The sequence below is a fragment of the uncultured Lactobacillus sp. genome, assembly GCF_944327175.1.
Lineage (GTDB): Bacteria > Bacillota > Bacilli > Lactobacillales > Lactobacillaceae > Lactobacillus.
This window is the reverse complement of the sequence record NZ_CALVGT010000014.1, coordinates 17,281-35,881: the sequence shown is the minus strand read 5'-3', so window position 1 is coordinate 35,881 and position 18,601 is coordinate 17,281. Positions and strand designations below refer to the sequence as shown.

Annotated in this window: 20 protein-coding genes; 4 read left to right on the top strand and 16 right to left on the bottom strand. The window is 49.7% G+C overall.

Annotated features, from left to right (window positions below; genetic code table 11):
* Window positions 1-6: 6 nt before the first annotated feature.
* From Q0J41_RS01775 to Q0J41_RS01705, 15 genes are all read right to left on the bottom strand, one after another.
* Window positions 7-1,341: a DnaD domain protein gene (locus Q0J41_RS01775; RefSeq protein WP_296225376.1), complete on the bottom strand. Its 1,335-nt coding sequence runs from the start codon at window positions 1,339-1,341 to the stop codon at window positions 7-9.
* A 3-nt stretch (window positions 1,342-1,344) separates the two neighbouring features.
* On the bottom strand, window positions 1,345-1,812 hold the full coding sequence (gene nrdR, locus Q0J41_RS01770) for a transcriptional regulator NrdR (RefSeq protein ID WP_002879222.1): 468 nt from the start codon (window positions 1,810-1,812) through the stop codon (window positions 1,345-1,347).
* 13 nt (window positions 1,813-1,825) lie between these two features.
* Window positions 1,826-2,410 (bottom strand): dephospho-CoA kinase, encoded by a 585-nt coding sequence (gene coaE, locus Q0J41_RS01765; protein ID WP_296225355.1) that lies wholly within the window; start codon window positions 2,408-2,410, stop codon window positions 1,826-1,828.
* The gene (gene mutM, locus Q0J41_RS01760; protein WP_296225543.1) at window positions 2,407-3,234 is read right to left on the bottom strand and encodes a DNA-formamidopyrimidine glycosylase; all 828 of its coding nucleotides are present in this window, start codon (window positions 3,232-3,234) and stop codon (window positions 2,407-2,409) included. Before mutM ends, coaE begins: the two co-directional genes overlap by 4 nt.
* Window positions 3,235-3,265: 31 nt before the next feature.
* Window positions 3,266-5,929, bottom strand: a complete 2,664-nt coding sequence (gene polA, locus Q0J41_RS01755) for a DNA polymerase I (RefSeq protein ID WP_296225353.1) — start codon at window positions 5,927-5,929, stop codon at window positions 3,266-3,268.
* 165 nt (window positions 5,930-6,094) lie between these two features.
* Window positions 6,095-6,532 (bottom strand): MFS transporter, encoded by a 438-nt coding sequence (locus Q0J41_RS01750; protein WP_296225351.1) that lies wholly within the window; start codon window positions 6,530-6,532, stop codon window positions 6,095-6,097.
* 165 nt (window positions 6,533-6,697) lie between these two features.
* On the bottom strand, window positions 6,698-7,000 hold the full coding sequence (locus tag Q0J41_RS01745; protein ID WP_296225348.1) for a hypothetical protein: 303 nt from the start codon (window positions 6,998-7,000) through the stop codon (window positions 6,698-6,700).
* A 7-nt stretch (window positions 7,001-7,007) separates the two neighbouring features.
* Window positions 7,008-7,160, bottom strand: coding sequence for a hypothetical protein (locus Q0J41_RS01740; RefSeq protein ID WP_296225346.1), 153 nt, complete (start codon window positions 7,158-7,160; stop codon window positions 7,008-7,010).
* Between the two features lie 531 nt (window positions 7,161-7,691).
* On the bottom strand, window positions 7,692-9,296 hold the full coding sequence (locus Q0J41_RS01735) for a RepB family plasmid replication initiator protein (RefSeq protein WP_296225344.1): 1,605 nt from the start codon (window positions 9,294-9,296) through the stop codon (window positions 7,692-7,694).
* Window positions 9,297-9,766: 470 nt separating this feature from the next.
* Complete coding sequence (gene murC / locus Q0J41_RS01730; RefSeq protein WP_296225342.1) at window positions 9,767-11,086, bottom strand: UDP-N-acetylmuramate--L-alanine ligase; 1,320 nt, start codon at window positions 11,084-11,086, stop codon at window positions 9,767-9,769.
* Between the two features lie 117 nt (window positions 11,087-11,203).
* Complete coding sequence (ytpR, locus tag Q0J41_RS01725; protein ID WP_296225340.1) at window positions 11,204-11,851, bottom strand: YtpR family tRNA-binding protein; 648 nt, start codon at window positions 11,849-11,851, stop codon at window positions 11,204-11,206.
* Window positions 11,852-11,873: 22 nt separating this feature from the next.
* Window positions 11,874-12,194, bottom strand: a complete 321-nt coding sequence (locus tag Q0J41_RS01720; RefSeq protein ID WP_296225338.1) for a thioredoxin family protein — start codon at window positions 12,192-12,194, stop codon at window positions 11,874-11,876.
* 78 nt (window positions 12,195-12,272) lie between these two features.
* On the bottom strand, window positions 12,273-12,929 hold the full coding sequence (gene trmB, locus Q0J41_RS01715; protein ID WP_296225336.1) for a tRNA (guanosine(46)-N7)-methyltransferase TrmB: 657 nt from the start codon (window positions 12,927-12,929) through the stop codon (window positions 12,273-12,275).
* Window positions 12,930-13,005: 76 nt separating this feature from the next.
* The gene (locus tag Q0J41_RS01710) at window positions 13,006-14,223 is read right to left on the bottom strand and encodes an ABC transporter permease (RefSeq protein WP_296225334.1); all 1,218 of its coding nucleotides are present in this window, start codon (window positions 14,221-14,223) and stop codon (window positions 13,006-13,008) included.
* A complete protein-coding gene (locus Q0J41_RS01705) occupies window positions 14,216-14,956 on the bottom strand; it encodes an ABC transporter ATP-binding protein (RefSeq protein ID WP_296225331.1) in 741 nt (246 codons plus the stop codon). The genes Q0J41_RS01710 and Q0J41_RS01705 overlap by 8 nt, the downstream gene beginning before the upstream one ends.
* A 105-nt stretch (window positions 14,957-15,061) precedes the next feature.
* Between Q0J41_RS01705 and Q0J41_RS01700 the strand changes: the two genes are divergently transcribed.
* Both Q0J41_RS01700 and Q0J41_RS01695 read left to right on the top strand, forming a co-directional pair.
* The gene (locus Q0J41_RS01700) at window positions 15,062-15,499 is read left to right on the top strand and encodes an HIT family protein (RefSeq protein ID WP_296225330.1); all 438 of its coding nucleotides are present in this window, start codon (window positions 15,062-15,064) and stop codon (window positions 15,497-15,499) included.
* 16 nt (window positions 15,500-15,515) lie between these two features.
* Window positions 15,516-15,866 carry a YtxH domain-containing protein gene (locus Q0J41_RS01695; RefSeq protein WP_296225328.1) on the top strand — a complete coding sequence of 117 codons (351 nt, stop codon included), beginning with the start codon at window positions 15,516-15,518 and terminating at the stop codon, window positions 15,864-15,866.
* A 79-nt stretch (window positions 15,867-15,945) separates the two neighbouring features.
* Here the strand turns inward: Q0J41_RS01695 and Q0J41_RS01690 are convergent, their stop codons facing one another.
* Window positions 15,946-16,875 (bottom strand): dihydroorotate dehydrogenase, encoded by a 930-nt coding sequence (locus Q0J41_RS01690; protein WP_296225326.1) that lies wholly within the window; start codon window positions 16,873-16,875, stop codon window positions 15,946-15,948.
* A 272-nt stretch (window positions 16,876-17,147) separates the two neighbouring features.
* On the opposite strand from Q0J41_RS01690, the gene pyrF reads away from it, so the two are divergent.
* On the top strand, window positions 17,148-17,870 hold the full coding sequence (gene pyrF / locus Q0J41_RS01685; RefSeq protein WP_296225324.1) for an orotidine-5'-phosphate decarboxylase: 723 nt from the start codon (window positions 17,148-17,150) through the stop codon (window positions 17,868-17,870).
* A complete protein-coding gene (gene pyrE, locus Q0J41_RS01680; RefSeq protein WP_296225322.1) occupies window positions 17,860-18,483 on the top strand; it encodes an orotate phosphoribosyltransferase in 624 nt (207 codons plus the stop codon). Before pyrF ends, pyrE begins: the two co-directional genes overlap by 11 nt.
* The last annotated feature ends 118 nt before the right edge of the window (window positions 18,484-18,601 follow it).

Genomic DNA, 18,601 nt, shown 5'->3' with positions numbered 1-18,601 from the left:
TCACCCTTACTTGTCTTTCTTGTCCGGCCCCTGCAGCATCTTCCGCAGGTCCTCATCAGAAATGTTGACCGGCTGGACAAACTGCTTCTTGTTCCAGTCAGTCCCCTTTTCAAGCCGCCGGCTGCCTGAATATGCCGGATAGTTCTTCTTTTGCCCTGACTGGGCCTGCTTCTTCCCGTCGCGCAGGTGCTTGATGGCAGCTTCCGGGGTCGTGATCCCCTTTTGCAGCCAGTCGTTGGCGATCCGGTAGGCCAAATCCTGGGTCAAAACCGGCTGGTAGTTGAGGCAGGTGTAGACCAGAACATTGATCAAGTCCATTTCCAGGCCAACATTTTCCCGCAAATCGTAGACGATCTGCCGCTCTCTGGCCGTGGTAAAGCCACCCTTTTCCCGCTTCATGTCATCCAGGAAGTTGACCGGGGACTTGCTCTTCACCAGGTCTAAAAGCTGCTGGTCTTGCTGGTCCACGCTCGGCCGGTCCTGCTTTTCTTCCTGGCGCTTGATTACCTGCTTGCGGCGGTGGTCAGCCTTATAGTTATAGTTGAGGCTCTTTCTAATTGCCGCGGCGTCCAGCTGGTAGCTGCCATGCAGGGTTGGCAGGGTTTCGTTGATAAACTCTTCCTCGCTTAAGCCGTAAAGCTCCATGATGGACCGGATTTCGTCTTTTTGCCGGTCGATCTCGCTTTCCGGGATCTGGTAAGTTGCGAAGCGGTCTTTCAAATACTGCCAGTCGATCTGCTTTAAGTTGACCTGGGCTTCTTCCGTCTTCTGGCTGGCATTTTCTTCAGCCGCCTTTTGGACGTCTTCCGAAGGATTGATGGCCTCATTTTCCGGCAGGCGGAAGACTTCAAAAAAGGAAGCGGAAACTTCTTCTAAGTTGTCCAGCTGCCGCTCCTTGACCTGGGCCTGCTTGGAAAATTCCCGGGAAAGCTGGCTAAAGCGGACCCCGCCAACTTTTTCTTTTAAGAGGCTGGCCAGAAGCGAAGTGTTAAAAAATTCACTGGCATCTGGCACAGCATGCAGTTTAAAAGCCAAGATATCTCCCAAGCGGAGATTGTGACTGACATAGGTCTTGAGCAGCCCCACGGCTTCCAGTTTATGCAAGGCCTGCCAGAGCTGGCGGAGGCTGCAGTCCAGGTCCTCTTGCAGGCTGTACAGGGCACTTGAAGCCGACAAAGACCGGTAAGGATCAAAGTCCTGGACCAGGGTCTGGTAGAGGGCAACCCCTAAAGCCCCGATCAAGGGCTGGTAAAGCTTGATCAAGACCTGCCCTTGCCCTGACTGGTCGGTCAGCTCATTTAAAACGACGTACCTGAGGCGGGGATTGGAATTTTCGTACATGGACTACTTGGCCTTGCTGTGCCGGTCCATCATGTCCTCCATGGTCTTCATGAAGCTGGACATGTCAGTGAACTGGCGGTAGATGGACGCAAAGCGGATGTAGGCCACGTCGTCGATGTCGGCTAATTGGTCCATGACCAGTTCCCCGATTTCCTTGGAGTAGATTTCGCTGACTCCCTTAGCCCGGATCCGGTTTTCAACATTGTCGACCAGCTTGTTGAGCTGTTCACTGGTAACCGGCCGCTTCTGGCAGGCAGCCGCCACCCCGTTCAAGATCTTTTCCCGGCTGAAGGCCTCTCTGGTGCCGTCGTTCTTGATCACCAAAAGGGGTGACTGTTCCACCCGTTCAAAAGTCGTAAAGCGGTAGCCGCAGTTTTCGCATTCCCGCCGCCGGCGAATGGTCCGCCCTTCGTCAGTCGGCCGAGAGTCAATAACCCGGGAGGCGTTTTGATGGCAATTTGGACAAAGCATTGTAGGTCTCCTTTCACGCGATAGTTTTCAGCAGATTGCTCAATTTGTCTCTTAGTTCTTCTATTGTACCAGTATTTTCAAGGACATAGCTAGCCAACAGGCGTTTTTCCCCTAAGGGCAGCTGGGCCTGTATCCGCCTTTTTGCTTCTGCTTGGCTTAAATCGTCTCGTGCCATCAAGCGGGCCAGTTCCACTTCTTCCGGGGCCGCGATCAAGAGGACAGCGTCAAAGTAGTCCTGCCATCCAGCCTCAAAAAGCAAGGGAACATCGATGACGCAAACAGAAGCCTGGCTGGCCTGCATCTGATTTTGAACTTCTTTTAAGACCTCGCCCTGGGTAATTTCCGACAATTTGCTTAAGGCCTCAGGATTGGCAAAGACATACTGGCCCAGCTTTTTCCGGTTAAGACTCTTATCTTCATTGAAGAAGTCCAGCCCGAATTCTTCTAAGATCCTTTGCCAGGAAATCTGGCCCACTTCGGCTTGCTGGTGGGCGATCAAGTCGCTGTCAATGACCTGGCAGCCCATTTCTTTTAATATCCGGCTGGCGGTCGACTTGCCCGTGGCAATTCCGCCGGTTAGGCCTAAAAAAAGCGTCATGACTTGAGCCTCTGGCAGTTTGGACAATAAGTGGTCCCCCGCCCATTGACCTTGATCTTGACTAATTTTCCCCCGCATCTTAAGCAGTCTTCTCCGGCCCGGCCGTAGACTTCCAGCCGGTCTTGGTAACCACCCGCCTGCCCTTCAGCGTTTAAAAAGGAGTGGACGGTTGTCCCGCCTAATTTGATAGCTTCTTTGATGGTCGAATTAATTGCCTCATACAGGTTCTGAACCTGCTGTTTAGTCAAATCCTTGGGCTCAGCTACCGGGTTGATCTTGGCCTGCCACAAGACCTCGTCAACGTAGATGTTGCCAAGGCCAGCCACCACCGTCTGGTCTAAAAGCAGGTTCTTGATCTTTTTGGTCTTATTTTTCAAGGATTTGGCAAAATAGTCCTCGGTAAATTCCGGACTTAAGGCTTCTGGGCCCAGGTGCTTGATCCCGGTGACAATCCGCTCAGTTCCCGTTTCCACCAGCTGCAGGCGGCCGAACTTGCGGACATCGTCATAGCGCAAGGCACTGCCATCGGTAAAGACGAACTGCAGGTGCTCGTGCTTTTCTCTTGACGCATCCGCCGTAGTCAGCCGATACTTGCCCTCCATGCGCAGGTGGGACACGATGGTCAAGTCGTCCAGGCGAAAGAGGAGGTACTTGCCATAGCGGTCGATTTTTTCAATGGTCTTCCCCTTCAGCTGCTGTTGAAAAGACTTCACATCTCCGACAATGATCTTGTCATACCAAACGTCAACGCGCTTGATCGTTTTGCCAGCCGCTAAAGGCGTCAGGGTCCGCCTGACCGTTTCTACTTCCGGCATTTCTGGCATTTGCTTCACCTTCCTTTTTGTCAGTTATTTACTACTTAGCGTCATACCAGTCATGGCCGTAGCCGCTGTCCGCGATTAGCGGCACATCCAGCTGAACGGCTGACTGCATGACATCTGGCACAATCTTCTTAACAGTTTCCAGTTCGTCTTTTGGAACGTCAAAAATGAGTTCGTCGTGCACTTGCACGACCATTTTAGTCTTCAAACCCAGTTCATCCAGCTTCTTTTGCATGTTGATCATGGCGATCTTCATGATGTCGGCAGCAGAGCCTTGGATTGGGGAGTTGATGGCAGTCCGCTCAGCAAAGGAGCGGACGTTAAAGTTCTTGGCGTGGATGTCTGGCAGGTAGCGGCGGCGGTGCATGATGGTTTCGGCATAGCCTTTTTCTCTAGCATCCTTAACAGCCTGGTCCATGTAGGCCTTGATGCCTGGATATTGGTCAAAGTATTCAGTGATGAATTCCTTAGCCTGCTTTCTGGAGATACCCAGATTTTTAGACAAGCCGTAATCGGAAATCCCGTAGACGATCCCGAAGTTGACCGCCTTGGCCCGCCGTCTTTCAAGCGGCGTTACTTCATCAATTGAGTTCAAGTGAAAGATCCGCATGGCCGTGTGGGCGTGGATGTCGTAGCCGGTCTTAAAGGCCTCTTGCATATTGGCGTCGCCTGACACGTGGGCCAAAACACGGAGCTCAACTTGGGAGTAGTCGCAAGAGTAGATATAGCCGTCTGGCGTTGACGGAACAAAGGCCTTTCTAATCTGCTTGCCTTCTTCGGTCCGGGTTGGGATGTTTTGTAGATTAGGGTCAACTGAAGACAGGCGGCCTGTCGCCGTCAAGGTTTGTAAGTAGCGCGTATGGATCTTGCCGTCTTCCGGATTAATCACGTCTAACAGGCCCTTAACGTAAGTAGACTGAATCTTGGCAATCTGCCGGTATTCAAGGATGTCGCTAACGACTGGACTCTTTTCCTTGAGCTGGTCCAAAACTTCGACAGAAGTGGAATAACCGGTCTTGGTCTTTTTAATAACTGGCAAGCCTAATTTTTCAAAGAGGATCACGCCTAATTGCTTTGGAGAGTTGATGTTGAACTCTTCACCAGCTTCTTGGTAGATTTTCTCTTCAAGAGCCTTCAAGCGTTCTCCAAAGTCATCTTCCAGTTCCTTGAGCTTAGCTGGTTCGGCCTTGATCCCGTTCATTTCCATCTTGGCCAGGACTCTGGCCGTTGGCATTTCGATGGTGTCAAAGAGGTCGTCTTGCTCGTGGTCTTTTAATTTTACCAAAAGCGGCGCCTTCAAGGCCTTGATGGCCGCAATCTTGCCGGCCAGGTGGTTGAAGAAGACCTCGTCTTCTTCTGGAATCTTGGCACTCTTGCCCTTGCCGTAAACTTCCAAATCAGACTTTAAATCGAAATAGTCATAGCCCTTGACCAGTTCGCCTAAGTCGTTAGAATTTTTCTCATTGTCGACTAGGTAAGAAGCTAGGAGCAAGTCAAAAGTCATGCCGGCAGCCTGGATATCAAGACGGGAAAGACCGTAGGTTACCCGCTTTAAGTCAAAGACATCTTTTTCGACCTTTTTGTCTTCAAGTAGAGTCTTCAGCTTTTCTTCTTTGAGCAAAGCCACGTCCCGGCTGACAAAAGTCTTATCGCCCATTTCCAAAGCAAAGCCGGCAAATGGTGCTTTGTGGTAGTTGTCGCCCAGCATAGCCAGGTAAAAGACAGCGTGGTCAGAATCTGGAATTTCGCCTAAGTTGTTGGCCGTTAAGACCGTGTATTCTTGCTTTTTAACCTCTGTGGTTTCTTCTGTTAATTCGCCCGCCTTAGCCAAGTCCGCCAAGAAGCGGCGAAATTTCATTTTTTCATAAAAGCGGCGGAGGTCGTCGACGTTAGGACCAGAGTAAGTCAAATCATCTAAAGTCACTTCGACCGGCGAATCGCAGTTGATCGTGGCCAGCTTTTTACCCAAAAGGGCATTGTCCTTGCCAGCAATCAAGTTCTCCTTTAACTTGGACTTCTTCATCTCGCCAACGTGCTCATAAAGGTTTTCCACACTGTGGTACTGCTGGATGAGCTTAGAAGCGGTCTTTGGCCCTACCTTGGCCACGCCTGGGTAGTTGTCGGATGGGTCGCCCATCAGGGCCTTCATGTCGATGAATTCAGTCGGTGTAACGCCGTTAACCTCCTTCATGTGCTCTGGGGTAAAAGCCTCCAGCTTAGTGACGCCGGACTTAGTCACGTAAACCGTGACATGGTCGCTAGCCAGCTGAGTCAAGTCCTTGTCACCGGACACGACGGCGACTTCCATTCCGGCTTCTGCACCCTTTTTAGCCAGGGTCCCGATGATGTCGTCGGCTTCATAGTTGACCAGTTCGTAGCTCTTAATGCCCAGATCCTTCAGCATTTCCCGGATGTAAGGCAGCTGCTCAGATAGTTCGACCGGAGTCTTGTCGCGTCCGCCCTTATACTCCTTGTACATGCCGGTTCTAAAGGTGACCTTGCCCGCGTCAAAAGCTACTAGCACCTTGGTTGGAGCTTCTTGCTTTAAAACGACATCCAGCATGTTTTTAAAAGCGTAAATAGCATTGGTGTGCAAGCCTTCAGCGTTTTTAAACTTGTCCAGCTGCTGGTACATGGCAAAAAAGGCCCGGAAGGCGACGGAATTGCCATCGATTAAGAGAAGTTTATCTTTAGTCATGTTTTTGCTCATCCTTCAAAATATAAAACTGTCAAAATACCTACTAGACATTCTAACAGTTTTTGGACTATTCTTAAGCTATTTCGCCTAGTCGCTGGGCTTAATTGCCTTGTAAAAAAGCACAAAAAGGTAAACGACCAAAACGCCCAAGAAGATAAAGGCATGCTAGGTACCAGCAGCGGTGTTGACACTAGTGGCATGGCCGCCTTGGCTGAGAGCGACGATCGCGGAAGTAAGCAACGTCCCGATGGCGCCGGCAAATTGCCAAACGGTGTTCATGAAAGCTTTGCCTAAGGAGCAAAACTGGACCAGCAAGAAGCCTAACAGGTGGGCCGAGAAGGCCTGATCTTTTAGCAAGGCAAAATTCAAGATTGACTGCTTTAAGTGGCTGGGCCGCTTGAACAAGAGAATAATTGCGATGATAGTGAGCAGGATCGAAATGATGGTTTCGGCGTCAAATTCGCTCAGCTTGCTGAAGTCGGAGATCATGCCGGGAAAGAAGATGGCAATGAGGACGATGCTGAGGGCATCGGGCGTGATCTTGACGATCTTGGACTTTTGCTGGATGCCGGAGATGCCAAGGAAAAGGGAGACCAGAATCAAGGGAATCAGGAAGTAAAAGACGTAACACCAGCCCAGACTGTTGATGATCCCACCAAAAGTAGGCCCAAGGACCGGCGCCCTGGATGGCCCGGCCGAGCAGCAGCAGGCTAAATGAGAAGACCGGCTAAGAAGAGCAAGTTGGCCATGATGAACAGCTTTTTAATCTTAAAAGTAGACCTTCCCTGGTATTTTCGATATTTTGTGTAACATTTTACCCTTCTTTTTTTTGATATACATTAAAACTTTGCGAGTAGCTGCTAATTCGTCATCGGTAAACTGGTGCCCAAGCTGCAGATCATCGTCGATGATGACTTCTTTCAGCTTGGGCACCAGGTCCTTGCCAGCTGGCGTCAAAGCGACCAGCTTCTGCCTTTTGTCAGCGGGATTAGGCAGGTCACCAGGACCTTTTCTCCAGGCGCTGCAGCATAACGGTGATGGTCGAGCGCTGGACACCCATTTCCTGTTCAAACTGGCGTTAGTTGACTTGGCAATCAGGCTGCTTGGACAGGAAGTCGATAGCGTGGACCGGCACCCGGGTCAAGGGAAGGTTGGCGGCGACTTGCTTAGGCTGGCCGATGCTCTTGGTCGTTTCTTTGATGATCTTGCGGCTGAGTTCAATTTTTTCCAAGTTGGTGCTCCTTTCGTTAGTAGTCTAACGAATATTAGAGGACAGGATTTGTTAGATATCTAACGTTTGTTTGAGGGGGACTGCTGGCGGCTAGGCTGGGGAGTTTTTATATAAAAATTGCACAGGAAGTTACTCAACTGACGGAATGACGGCTCATGATCTTACTCAAGTAGACAAATTACTGCTCAATAACTTACTCAAGTAGACAAAATACTGCTCAATATCTTATTCAACTGGGCAAAATGCTGCTCACGATCTTACTCAACTGGGCAAAATGCTGCTCACGATCTTACTCAAGTAGACAAAATACTGCTCAATATCTTACTCAACTGGCCAAAATGCTGCACAAAAATAACTCAACCGCTGGCTTGCTAGTAGTAGTTGAGTCATTTTTGGGATGGGGGGTATTGTACTTGAGTATGTTTGTGTGCAGCTTTTTTCTAAAAGCTGCTTAGTTGAGTAATCTTTGGGCTACAGAACCATGTACTTGGGTATGTTTGTGTGCAGCTTTTTGCTAAAAGTCACTTTGAGCTAACTGAAAAAGTTCTTCTCAAAAATTTCCTTGGCTAGCTTCTTTTCTTGCGGCGACAGCGCTGAATTGGTCGAAATATTGTGCAAGTAAGTCTTTTTGCCTTCAAAGGCCAGCAATTCTTCTGGGTTTGCCTTATCAAAGAAGAAAGTAATCCCAACAATTTCATTCGATCGGCCTCGCTCAAGCTCGTAGGTTAGATGACCAAAAAAAGGCGCCAAATGCAAAATAGCTATATCGATCTGCTTTACCACAAAGTGGTTTCGGTAAGATTCGGTAACCCCCAGCAGCTGGCGCAGGTCCTTAAGGGAAACTTGATAGCTTCCCTCTCCTGCAAGCTGAACAAACTTCCGAAACAGGGTTTTGGCATAGCTATGCTTAATTTGGCTAAAAAGCTGATAATTCCAAGAAGTAAAAGCACTGGAATACTGGTTGAATTGCGGCAAAAACTGATTGCAAATCGTTACGGTCAATTTGCCAGAGTTACAATCCACCTGCTGAAAAAGCGGCATTCTCGTCATCAACTCAGCCAGTTCATGAAGCGATTTGGCTAGAAAAACACTATTCCGGCTGCGGTAGTTGGCAGCTTTTTTCAAGTCCTTAACAGACACGCTGATTTGCGTCTGTCCTTGGGCAAAAAGGCGTCCCATAATTAACCAGAAAAAATTCTGCTGGCTGCAACTTAGACCACGCATCGAAAGTTCATTCAGCGCCGAATTATAGGTAACATTCTGCTCAAGAGGAACATGCCATTGCACAGCTTGCTCCAGCTGAATCAGTTTATCCAGTTTTGGCTGGGTTAGGCAAAAGCGAACATTGTTAGGATAAGTGCGCCTGCTAACAATTCGGCTGCCGCTGATAATTTCCTCGATCCGGCTGATCTGCCAAGTAGGCAGGGAGCATTGATCAAAACCTTTGCTGATCTGCATGCTTAGATGGCCAAGATCCGTAACACAAGCCCCGTAACCTAACAGGTCTGCCTGGTTATTGATTCTAAATTCCTGCTCACCACTTCGGGCAACGATCACGATAATATTTTTGACCAAGTTAGGCTGAACCGAAAAGCCAGCTCCTTCCAAAGCCGTGATCACTGCCTTTTTATGATAGGTAATTTGATCGTAAATGTTTGGCGCAAGATTTTTAAAATCAAAGGTACCGCGGGAAAGGCTTCTGGTCTTAACTTCAATGCAGTAAACGCCGGTGCTGGTGACGATCAAATTGTCGATTTGATTGTCAAAAAATGAATGCTGTTGGCCATACTCATAAGGCAGAACCACGTCGCGGAAGACCGCATTTGACGAATTAACTACTTTGCGCACCAGCTGGTCGACTAACCGCTCACCTGCATCCCCAGCTAACAAGTTTTCGGTATTAGCCAGCTGTGCTTCCGACAGGATTAGACCTGCTGTACTGTACAGCTTGTTGCAGTTAGCCTGTACTTCATTTACCTGGCGAATCTTGCTAATATTTCGTGGTGACAGCTGGATCTGTAAGTTATAGTCGGCATTAAAGTGCCGCTCGATGGCTAGCGCAGACGTAACGACGTCATCATTACTAATCCTTTCTTGATCAGTGGTTACGAACCAGTTTTGAAGTTCTGATTTCATTTCTTACCTCCTTTTCTCGGTAATATTTGGCGTAAAGAATTTGCCCCTCACTTATTAGTACGCCAAAAATCGAAAAATTACCGAAAAAAGTACAATAATTTTTTCTGTAAGAACTGATGGTTGATTTTCGGTTTTTATTTTGACAAAAAGCCTACTGTGGCAGCACGGCGGTTTGGGTAATGTGGGGGACTAAACTGGTTTAGTCGCTACTTATGATCTTACTCAAGTAGACGAATTGCTGCTCAATAACTTACTCAAGTAGACGAAAGCATGCTCACGATCTTACTCAGCTAGCTACGCCTGACAAGTAGTTGAGTAAGTTTCGAGCTACAAGTCTGCTTACTTGAGTAAGATCGTGTGCAGATTTTTTCAAAAATCAATTTAGTTGAGTAAAATTTTGTGCAATCGCGCCCGTACCAACATCGAACCAATAAAAAACGGCCGAGACATAAGTCTCGGTCGTCTAAAAATTATTTTTCCAGCATCTTCTCAAATGCTACTTCGTATTTAGGAATGTCGCCAGCACCCATGAAGACGATACAGTCGCCCTTGTAAACCAAAAGGTCCCGCAAGTTGTCAAAGTCGATGACTTCCGCGCCTGGAATCTGACTGGTAATGTCTTCACTCTTAATATCACCGGCCTTTTCTCTGGCTGACCCGTAAATCGGCGTCAAGAAGGCCTTGTCGACCCCCTTCAGAATCTCCACGTATTCTTCTTCGAATTCCTTGGTTCTGGAGTAAGTGTGCGGCTGGAAAATGGTAACCAGCTTCCGATCCGGGAACTTCTGCCGGGCTGCTTGAATCGTAGCCCGCAGTTCAGTTGGGTGGTGGGCGTAGTCATCGATGACCACCGTGTCACCGAAGTCCTTTTCGCTGAAGCGGCGCTTAGCCCCGGTGTACTTAACCAGGCCCTTTCTGACTACATCAAGGTCGATGCCTTCAGTGAAGGCAATAGCAATAACAGCCGTAGCGTTCATCACATTGTGGTCACCAAAGAGGTGGATGGTAAATTCACCCAAGTCTTCCCCGTGGGCCCGGACATGGAACTTGGCCCCTTCAGTGGTCTTGACCACGTCAAAGGCCTGGAAGTCATCGCTGTCTTTTAAGCCGTAAGTGTACTTCTTGGCCGTCTTTGGCTGGATCTTCTGCAGGCGTTCATCATCCCCCCAGACAAAAAGCCCCTTCTTGGTCTGATCAGCCGCCGTCTGGAAGGCTGAGGCATAGTCGTCTCTGTCCTTGAAGTAGTCAGGGTGGTCAAAGTCGACATTGGTCATGATCTGGTAGTCCGGGTGGTAAGCCAGGAAGTGCCGCCGGTATTCGTCAGCTTCGTAGACGAAGAAGCGGGAGTCCTTGACCCCCTTCCCCATCCCGTCACCGATCAGGAAAGAAGTCGGAGCGGCTTCGCCCAAAACCGTTGCCAAAAGGCCGGTGGTTGAAGTCTTGCCGTGGGAACCTGCAACCCCGATACTGGTGTACTGCTGGACGATTTCTTCAACCGTGTCCGGGTAGCTTTGCCACGCCACGCCCTTTTCCTCGCAAGCAGCAACCTCGATATTGTCACTCTTAAAGGCGTTACCCTTGACGATCACCTGGCCGCTTTCCTTGATGTTGTCCTTGGAGAAGGAAGCAACTTCAATCCCAGCAGCTTCCAGCGGATCCTGGGTGAAGGTGTACTTGTCAATGTCGCTGCCGGCAACGTTATAGCCTAAGTCGTGCAAGATTAGGGCCAGGGATGCCATCCCGGTCCCCTTGATACCAATAAACCAAATTTGTTTTGTCTTATCTAACATTTTTTTGCTCCATTTGTTTCAAACGTTCGACCCTTATTTTATCATTCTTGGGCCAAGAAAAAAGAGCTCCGGGCCATAATCAGCCGAAAGCTCTTTGTTTTTTGCCGTTTTTAACAATTACAGGGTGATAACGCCGCTAGCCAGCAGTTCGTCACACTTGGTCGGTTCAAATTCGTCACCGATCTTGAAGCTGTCCGGAACAACCATGATCCCCCGCTTTTGCGGAGCGTGGGCCAAGCCCAGTTCTCTGGCTGAGCAGATCATCCCGTCTGATTCAACCCCGCGCAAGGCGCCTGGCCAAATCTGTGCCCCAGTTGGCATCAAAGTGCCAGGCAGTGCCACAACGACCTTTTGCCCTTGGGCGATGTTTGGTGCCCCGCAGACAATTTGGTGGTCCTGACCATCGCCAACGTCAATTTGCGTTACGTGCAAGTGGTCAGAGTCCGGGTGGGCAGTGCATTCCTTAACGTAGCCGTAAACCAAAGTTGGCTTGGACACAGTCAGCTTGTCGGAAAAACCAACGTTTGCCAGCTTTTCATTTAAAGCTGCGACTTGGTCTTCATCCAGCTTGACTTCGCCGTTTGGCAGCTTGTCGTAGTCCAGTACCTGGTCAACGTTAAAGAAGTTGAAGCCGGTCAATTCGCCCTTGCCGTCCGTAACCCGGGTCACGTCGGCATTTTCTTCGAAATTGCTTTCGCCATCGCCTTGCGCCAAGATGACGATCAAAGTGTTGGGATAGCTTACTTTGTTAATACTAGTGATCATTTGATCTTAAGTCCCCTCTTATCTAGTCAAGCGACCGCAAAAATGCTTCTACTTCCTGCTTGGTCTTGCGGTCTCCATTAACTAGTCTACCAATTTCTCGCCCATCTTGGTAGACAACAAATGAAGGAATTCCCATAATGTTCATTTCCTTGCACAAGTCGATGGAGCCGTCCCGGTCAATCTTGATGAACTTGCTGTCTGCAAAATCAGCTTCGATTGCTGGCATGGCTGGTTCCAAAAAGCGGCAGTCTGAGCACCAGTCAGCGGAAAATTCGACTACCGTCCGCCCACTCTTGACTAAGTCAGCTAACTTTGCCTGGTCAACTACTTTATATTCTTCCATGTTTGCCTCCTGCTTACTTTTAATAAGAGAATCGTTTACTAGCTATTTTAACCGATTTTCCCGGCAAAGGGAATTTTTTTACTTGGCCGGAAAGCCCGCGTGCAGGCAGTAGATCGGCTGCCCCTTGCTGGCAAACTTGTGCTCATATTCAGTTTCCACGTTCTTTTCCACGATTTCTTCTTTTTCATGGTGGAGGTCAACTGAAACGAAGTCAAAGTGCATCCCGTAATTGTTCATGCTCTTGACGCTGTAGGCAAACAAGCCGGAGTTGTCAGTCTTGAATTCGATCACCCCGTCGGCGGTCAAGACTGCTTGGTACTTGGCCAAAAAGTCCTTGTAGGTCAAGCGTCGCTTTTCATGTCGGCTCTTTGGCCAGGGATCGCTGAAGTTGAGGTAGATCTTGCTGGTGGAATTTTCCCCGAAGTAGGCCACCAGATTGGCCGCGTCGGCGCAGAGGATCTGCAGGTTGTCTAGCCCTTCATCCAGCTTCTTTTTCAAGATAATGCCGGCTGCCGTTTTCTGGATTTCCATAGCCACGAAGTTGCGGTCAGGGTTTTGCTTAGCCAAAGTGGTGATAAACTGCCCCTTGCCTGAGCCAACTTCGATTTCAATCGGCTTGTCGTTACCAAAGCGGGCTGCCCAGTCGATCTTTTCAGCTGGATCCGGCCGGTCCAAGGCGCTTTCCGGGTGCTCTTCTACCAGTTCGTTTGCCCAAGGCTTGTTCTTTAAACGCATGTCTTTCTCTCTGTTCTTTCTAATTTGTAGTTTTATCTATATCTGATTTTACTGTTTGCTTTTTTACTCTTCTACCCTATTTTTTCCGCTTCTTGTAGTGGGCTTTTTTCGCCAGCTGCTGGGTCTTGTAAGGCAGGTAGCCCTTGGCCAAAAGGCCGCACCAGACCAAAAGCAAGAGGCTGCAGGCAAACTGGCCCGGCATAATGGCCAGCCAGAAAATTATAATTAGCCCCGTCTGCAAAAGCAAGGCCCAGGCTAAGACCCGGCTGACTTCCTGCCCCCGCTCTTTCTGGGCAATCGGGTAAACCCGGTACATGACGTTCTGGTCATATTTTTGCCCTAAAGGCAGGAGCTGCCAGACAGTCAAGTACATGACCAAGGCAGACAGGAGCAGTGACCAGACCGGATCCTGGATCATGGCTGTTAACAAAACAGCAAAGGCCGTCATCCGGGCCAATAAGTTCAAGTATTCCGGGTCCCGCAAAAGACTCCGCCGGTACAAGAAGCTGTTCGGGCTTTCCTTGCCAAAAGGTGGCAATAAAAAGTCCAGGTACTTCCGCCGCTTGATGTTGACCTGTCTTTCCTTGACGTCAGTAAACATGGCAAAGCCGGCGTAAACCGTCTCTTTCCGTCTTGCTTCATAGTCAATGGCGTACTGCCAGTCAAAGGCGGAATTTTTCCAGGCCCGTAAGGCTAAGACGGAAATAACAGAAGCAGCCAAAAGCAGGTACAAGGCATTTGGCAAGAAATACAAACTCGCCAAAAGCAGGGCTAAAAGGACTAATCTGATCAGCCAGGTCACCTGCTTGACCTTGTGGTCAAAAGTCAAGCTGCGGCTGACCGCCCCTTGCTCAAAGACCTTGGCAAAAAAGAGGGCCAAGAGCAAGGAAAAGTAGTTGAGATTGCTGAGGCCCATTTTTAAACTGGCGAAAGGATACATGATCCCGCCAGCCAAGGTCAAAAGCAAGGCCGGCAGGACTAAGCTGTAGCGGTGCATGGGAGCCAGATAATCATCCAGCCGGTCGTCAGTAGCCAGCAAAAACTGCCGGTCAGCCGTCTGCAATAAAGTCACCAGTTTGCCTGGCAAGTAGGCCAGCCAGAGCAGGACGGATAATACCAGGGGATAATACCAGGCCTTGACCGGCAGGACCTTCATCACCTGGGCATACCAGAACATGACTGCCCCAAAGATGAAGATCAGAGCCAGGACAAAGAAATCATTGAAAACCAGGGCCAAATACTTGGCTGACTGCTGGAAGTTGCTTTGCAGTCTCTTCTTCGCCAGCTCACGCATTTTTCTGCTCCTGGTACAAGAGCTGGTAGAGCTTGTCAAAGGAGTCGCTGGCCTTTAAGCCATAGTGGTCCCTGATTTCATCCAGGCTGCCGGTAAACTCGATCGTGCCCTGGTTTAAGATCGCGTAGGTCTTGATGGCCTGCTGGGCATCGGCTAAGACGTGGGTGGTCATCAGAATTTCCTTGCCAGACTCTTGCGCTTCTTTGATGAGGCCGATGAAGTTGGCAACAGCCAGAGGATCCAGGCCGGTAAATGGCTCATCGATCACTAAAAGCTGGGCGTCAGTCAAGAAGGCAGCCACGATCATCACCTTCTGCTGCATCCCTTTTGAAAAGTGTACCGGCAGCCAGTCCAATTTGTCTTCCAGGCGGAACATAGTCAAAAGCTCTTGAGCTTTTTCCCAGGCTTTATCCGGATCCAGCTGGTAGGCCAGGATGGTCAGTTCCAGGTGCTCTTTCAAGGTCAGTTCCGGGTAGATGACTGGCGTTTCCGGAATGTAGCCCACCAGCTTCTTAAATTCAGCTGGCTTCTCAGTCAGGTTGATCCCGTTTAAAGTAATTTTGCCGGCTTGCGGGTGGAGTAGCCCCAGCAGGTGCTTGATGGTGGTGGACTTGCCGGCCCCGTTCAAGCCAATCAAGCCGATCGCCTCACCGGAAGCGATGGTCAGATTGACGTCTTTGATTACCGGGATGCCGCTGTAGCCCCCGGTCAAATGCGATATTTCTAGAGTCATATTTTCCTATTCTTTCTTAATGTTTTTGTCTGTCTCTTATGATAGCATGGAGACATAAAGAAACTGAAAAAATAACTCATGAAAATTCGATAAAGAGGTATCGCAATGACTAAGGCTGAATTAATTGACGATTGTTTATTCTGTAAGATTATCCGTGGGGAAATTCCCAGCTACACCGTTTTTGAAAATGACGACGTTAAGGCCTTTTTGGACATTTCCCAGGTTAATGAAGGGCACGTTCTGATGGTGCCAAAGAAGCACTTGACCAACTTCTTTGACTACAGCGCTGAAGACGCCAGACGCTTTATGCAATACGTGCCGGAAATCGCCAAGGCCATCAAGGCTTCTGACCCGCGGATCCAGGCCATGAACATTACCAGCAACAACGGCGAAATTGCCGGCCAGGTGGTCATGCACTCTCATATCCACTTCATCCCCCGCTGGGAAGGCGACGGCATCAAGTTCTTTACCAGAAACAATGCCGACCAGTACGACGAAAAGAAGTACCAGGAAGTCTGCGACCGGATCAAGGACCAGTTTTAACTAAGAGGGTAGAATAATGCGGAACTTTAAACACTTTGGCTTGGGCTTTTTACTCGGGGCAGCAGCAGGGGCAGTCTTTGCCTTTTTGCCAGATGAAAGCGGCAAGAGTACCAGGGACTACCTCAAAGAAGACGCTGAAGACTTCAAGGAAGGCTATAAAGAGTTGCAAGACGGCCTCTCCCGGGCCCAGGAAGCCGGCAGCCGCTTAGCCAGTGAACTGCCAGCCGCTGAACAAATGGTCAGCGATCTCAACAGCGATGTCGACCGCTTCAAACAAGAAGCCGACGAGGAAATCGCCCGCCTGCAGGCCAAGATTGACCGCTTGAACAGCAGGCTCAACCAGGACCTGAACGAGAGCGAAAATTAATCGGAACATAAAAAAGTGTTGAATGATTACTCTTACCATGAAGTAATTACTCAACACTTTTTTCTTGCTCTAAATTTTTCTATTTTTTATTTGACTGCCACTGGCCAACCAGGCTGGTAACGTCACTTGCACCCATGTCAGCCAAAACTGCTTGCAGACCATCAATTACGTGCTTGATGGCCAATTTGTCATGGAAGGCCATGCTGCCGATCTGAACAGCGCTGGCCCCGGCCAAAATGAATTCAGCCACGTCTTCCGGGCTGTTGATCCCGCCGACCCCGATAATTGGCAAACTGGTTGCCTGCTTGACCTGGGCCACCATCCGCACAGCCACCGGCTTAACCGCTTGACCGGACAAGCCGCCAAAGTCATTGCCTAAAACCGGCCGGCGGGTCTTTAAATCAAGGTGCAGACCCAGCAAGGTGTTGATCAAGGTTAAGCCATCAGCCCCGCCTCTTTCCGCTGCCTGGGCAATTTCCACAATGCTGGTGACGTTTGGCGTCAATTTCACGTAAACGGGCAGGTCCACTCTTTCCTTAACCAGGCGGGTGATCTTTTCCACCATTTCCGGCACGATGCCAAAAGTCATCCCGCCTTCAGACACGTTCGGGCAGGACAAGTTGAGCTCTAGAGCATTCGGCTTGGCCGCGGCCAGGATTTCCGCGACTTCCACGTAGTCTTCCGCGCTTTCCCCGCCCACGCTGGCCAAGATTGGCAGGTCTGGGTGCTTTTCTCTTAAAACAGGGATCTTTTCACTAGCCACGACTTCAGCGCCTGGGTTGGTCAAGCCTACGGCATTCATGACCCCGTCGCTAAGCAAGGCAATCTGCGGCTGAGGGTTGCCGGTCCGGGCATGGCGGGTGGCAGTCTTTAGGACGATTGCCCCCATCTCGTCCCAGTTGAAATTCTCTGGCAAGTCGCCAAAGGCAAAGGTCCCACTCGCCGGCATTACCGGATTCTTCAGCTTCAAGCCTGGCAGTTCAACAGCCAAATTAACTTCTGCGGTCATTTTCCCTCCCGTGTGACTTTATGTGACTTCTTTAGCTTTTCAATTCGCCAAAATTATCCTACAAAAAAATAAAAAAGGCAAGCTGGCCGGGCCCTTGATTTTTCAGAAAGTTCGTGATAGTCTTTTGTTAACTGAGCTTTAATTGGTACAGAGAGACCACAAGCAGCACAATCTTTTTGATATGCACGCATTCTGCCCGTCTGGGGTCTCTGTAGACTCTGGCGGGCTTTTCTTATGCGGTCATACGCGCTTTGTAAATTTAAGGAGTCGCAATGAACAAACCGTTATTTATCGCTTTGGACTATGATGATCAGGAAAAAATGTGGCTGTTCCTCAACCAGCTGAAGGACAAGCAGGATCTGCACGTCAAGCTGGGGATGGAAATGTTCTACCAGTACGGGCCGGAAATTGTCCGTGATTTGTCCGCTAAGGGTTACCAGATCTTCCTTGACCTCAAGCTGCACGACATTCCCAACACTGTCAAGCGGACTGCCCACCAGCTGGCTGCTTTGGGCGTTTACTGCACGACTGTCCACGCCCTGGGCGGCAAGCAGATGATTCAAGCAGCCAAGGAAGGCCTGATCGAAGGCACCCCGGCCGGCAAGCCGGTTCCAAAGCTTTTGGCCGTGACTGAACTGACTTCCATCTCAGAAGAAGTCTTGAAGAATGAACAGCACTGCTCACTCAGCCTGGCTGACGAAGTAAAGAGCCTGGCCCACCAGGCCCAGGAAGCCGGGGCTGACGGGATCATCTGCTCACCTTTGGAAGTCAAGGCGATGAAGAGCGAATTCAGCGGCGACTTTATGTTTGTTACGCCAGGCATCCGGCCAAAGAGCTACCAAAAAGACGACCAGGCCCGCGTGGCCACCCCAGGTCAAGCTAGAGAAAACGGGTCAACCGCCATCGTTGTCGGCCGACCAATCACCCGGGCCGCTGACCCGCAAAAAGCATATGAAGAGATTTTAAAGGATTGGAGCAAGAACGATGCAAAATAACGAAATTATCCGCCAGCTGATCGACAAAAAGATTGTGACTATTTCACCAGACAAGGACTTTGTCTACGCCAGCGGGATGCACTCCCCGATCTACACTGACCTGCGCCAAACCATTTCCTTTCCGGAACTGCGGCAAGCAATCGCTGAAAACCTGGCTGCCTTGATCAAGAAGGAATTCCCGGAAGTTACGGTTATCGGCGGTGTCGCTACTGCCGGCATCCCACACGCAGCATGGGTTGCCCAAGTCTTGAACCTGCCAATGGTTTACGTCCGTTCCAAGCCAAAGGACCACGGCCAGGGCCGGCAAATCGAAGGCCGTCTGTCCATGGACGACCACATCGTTTTGATCGACGACCTCATTTCAACTGGTGGCAGCGTTTTGTCTGCCGTGCACGCAGTCAAGGACACCGGTGCCCACGTTGACGGGGTCAGCTCAATCTTTACCTACCTTTTGCCAGACGCTGACGAAAACTTCAAGAAGGCCGACACCAAGTTTACCTCGCTTTTGAACTACCGGGAATTGATTGAACAGGAAATTGCCGAAACGGTCAGCGAAGAACAATATAAGGAATTGTTGGCTTGGCACCAGGATCCTTGGAACTGGAAGCGGTAAGAGCAGGTAAAGAAATTCCTAAGAAAGGCGGATTTTTTCATGAACTTTGCCTCCAGGAACTCTATAGCTGGAAAAATATGTTATATTAGTAACCAGTACGTATGAAGGATGTGGAGAT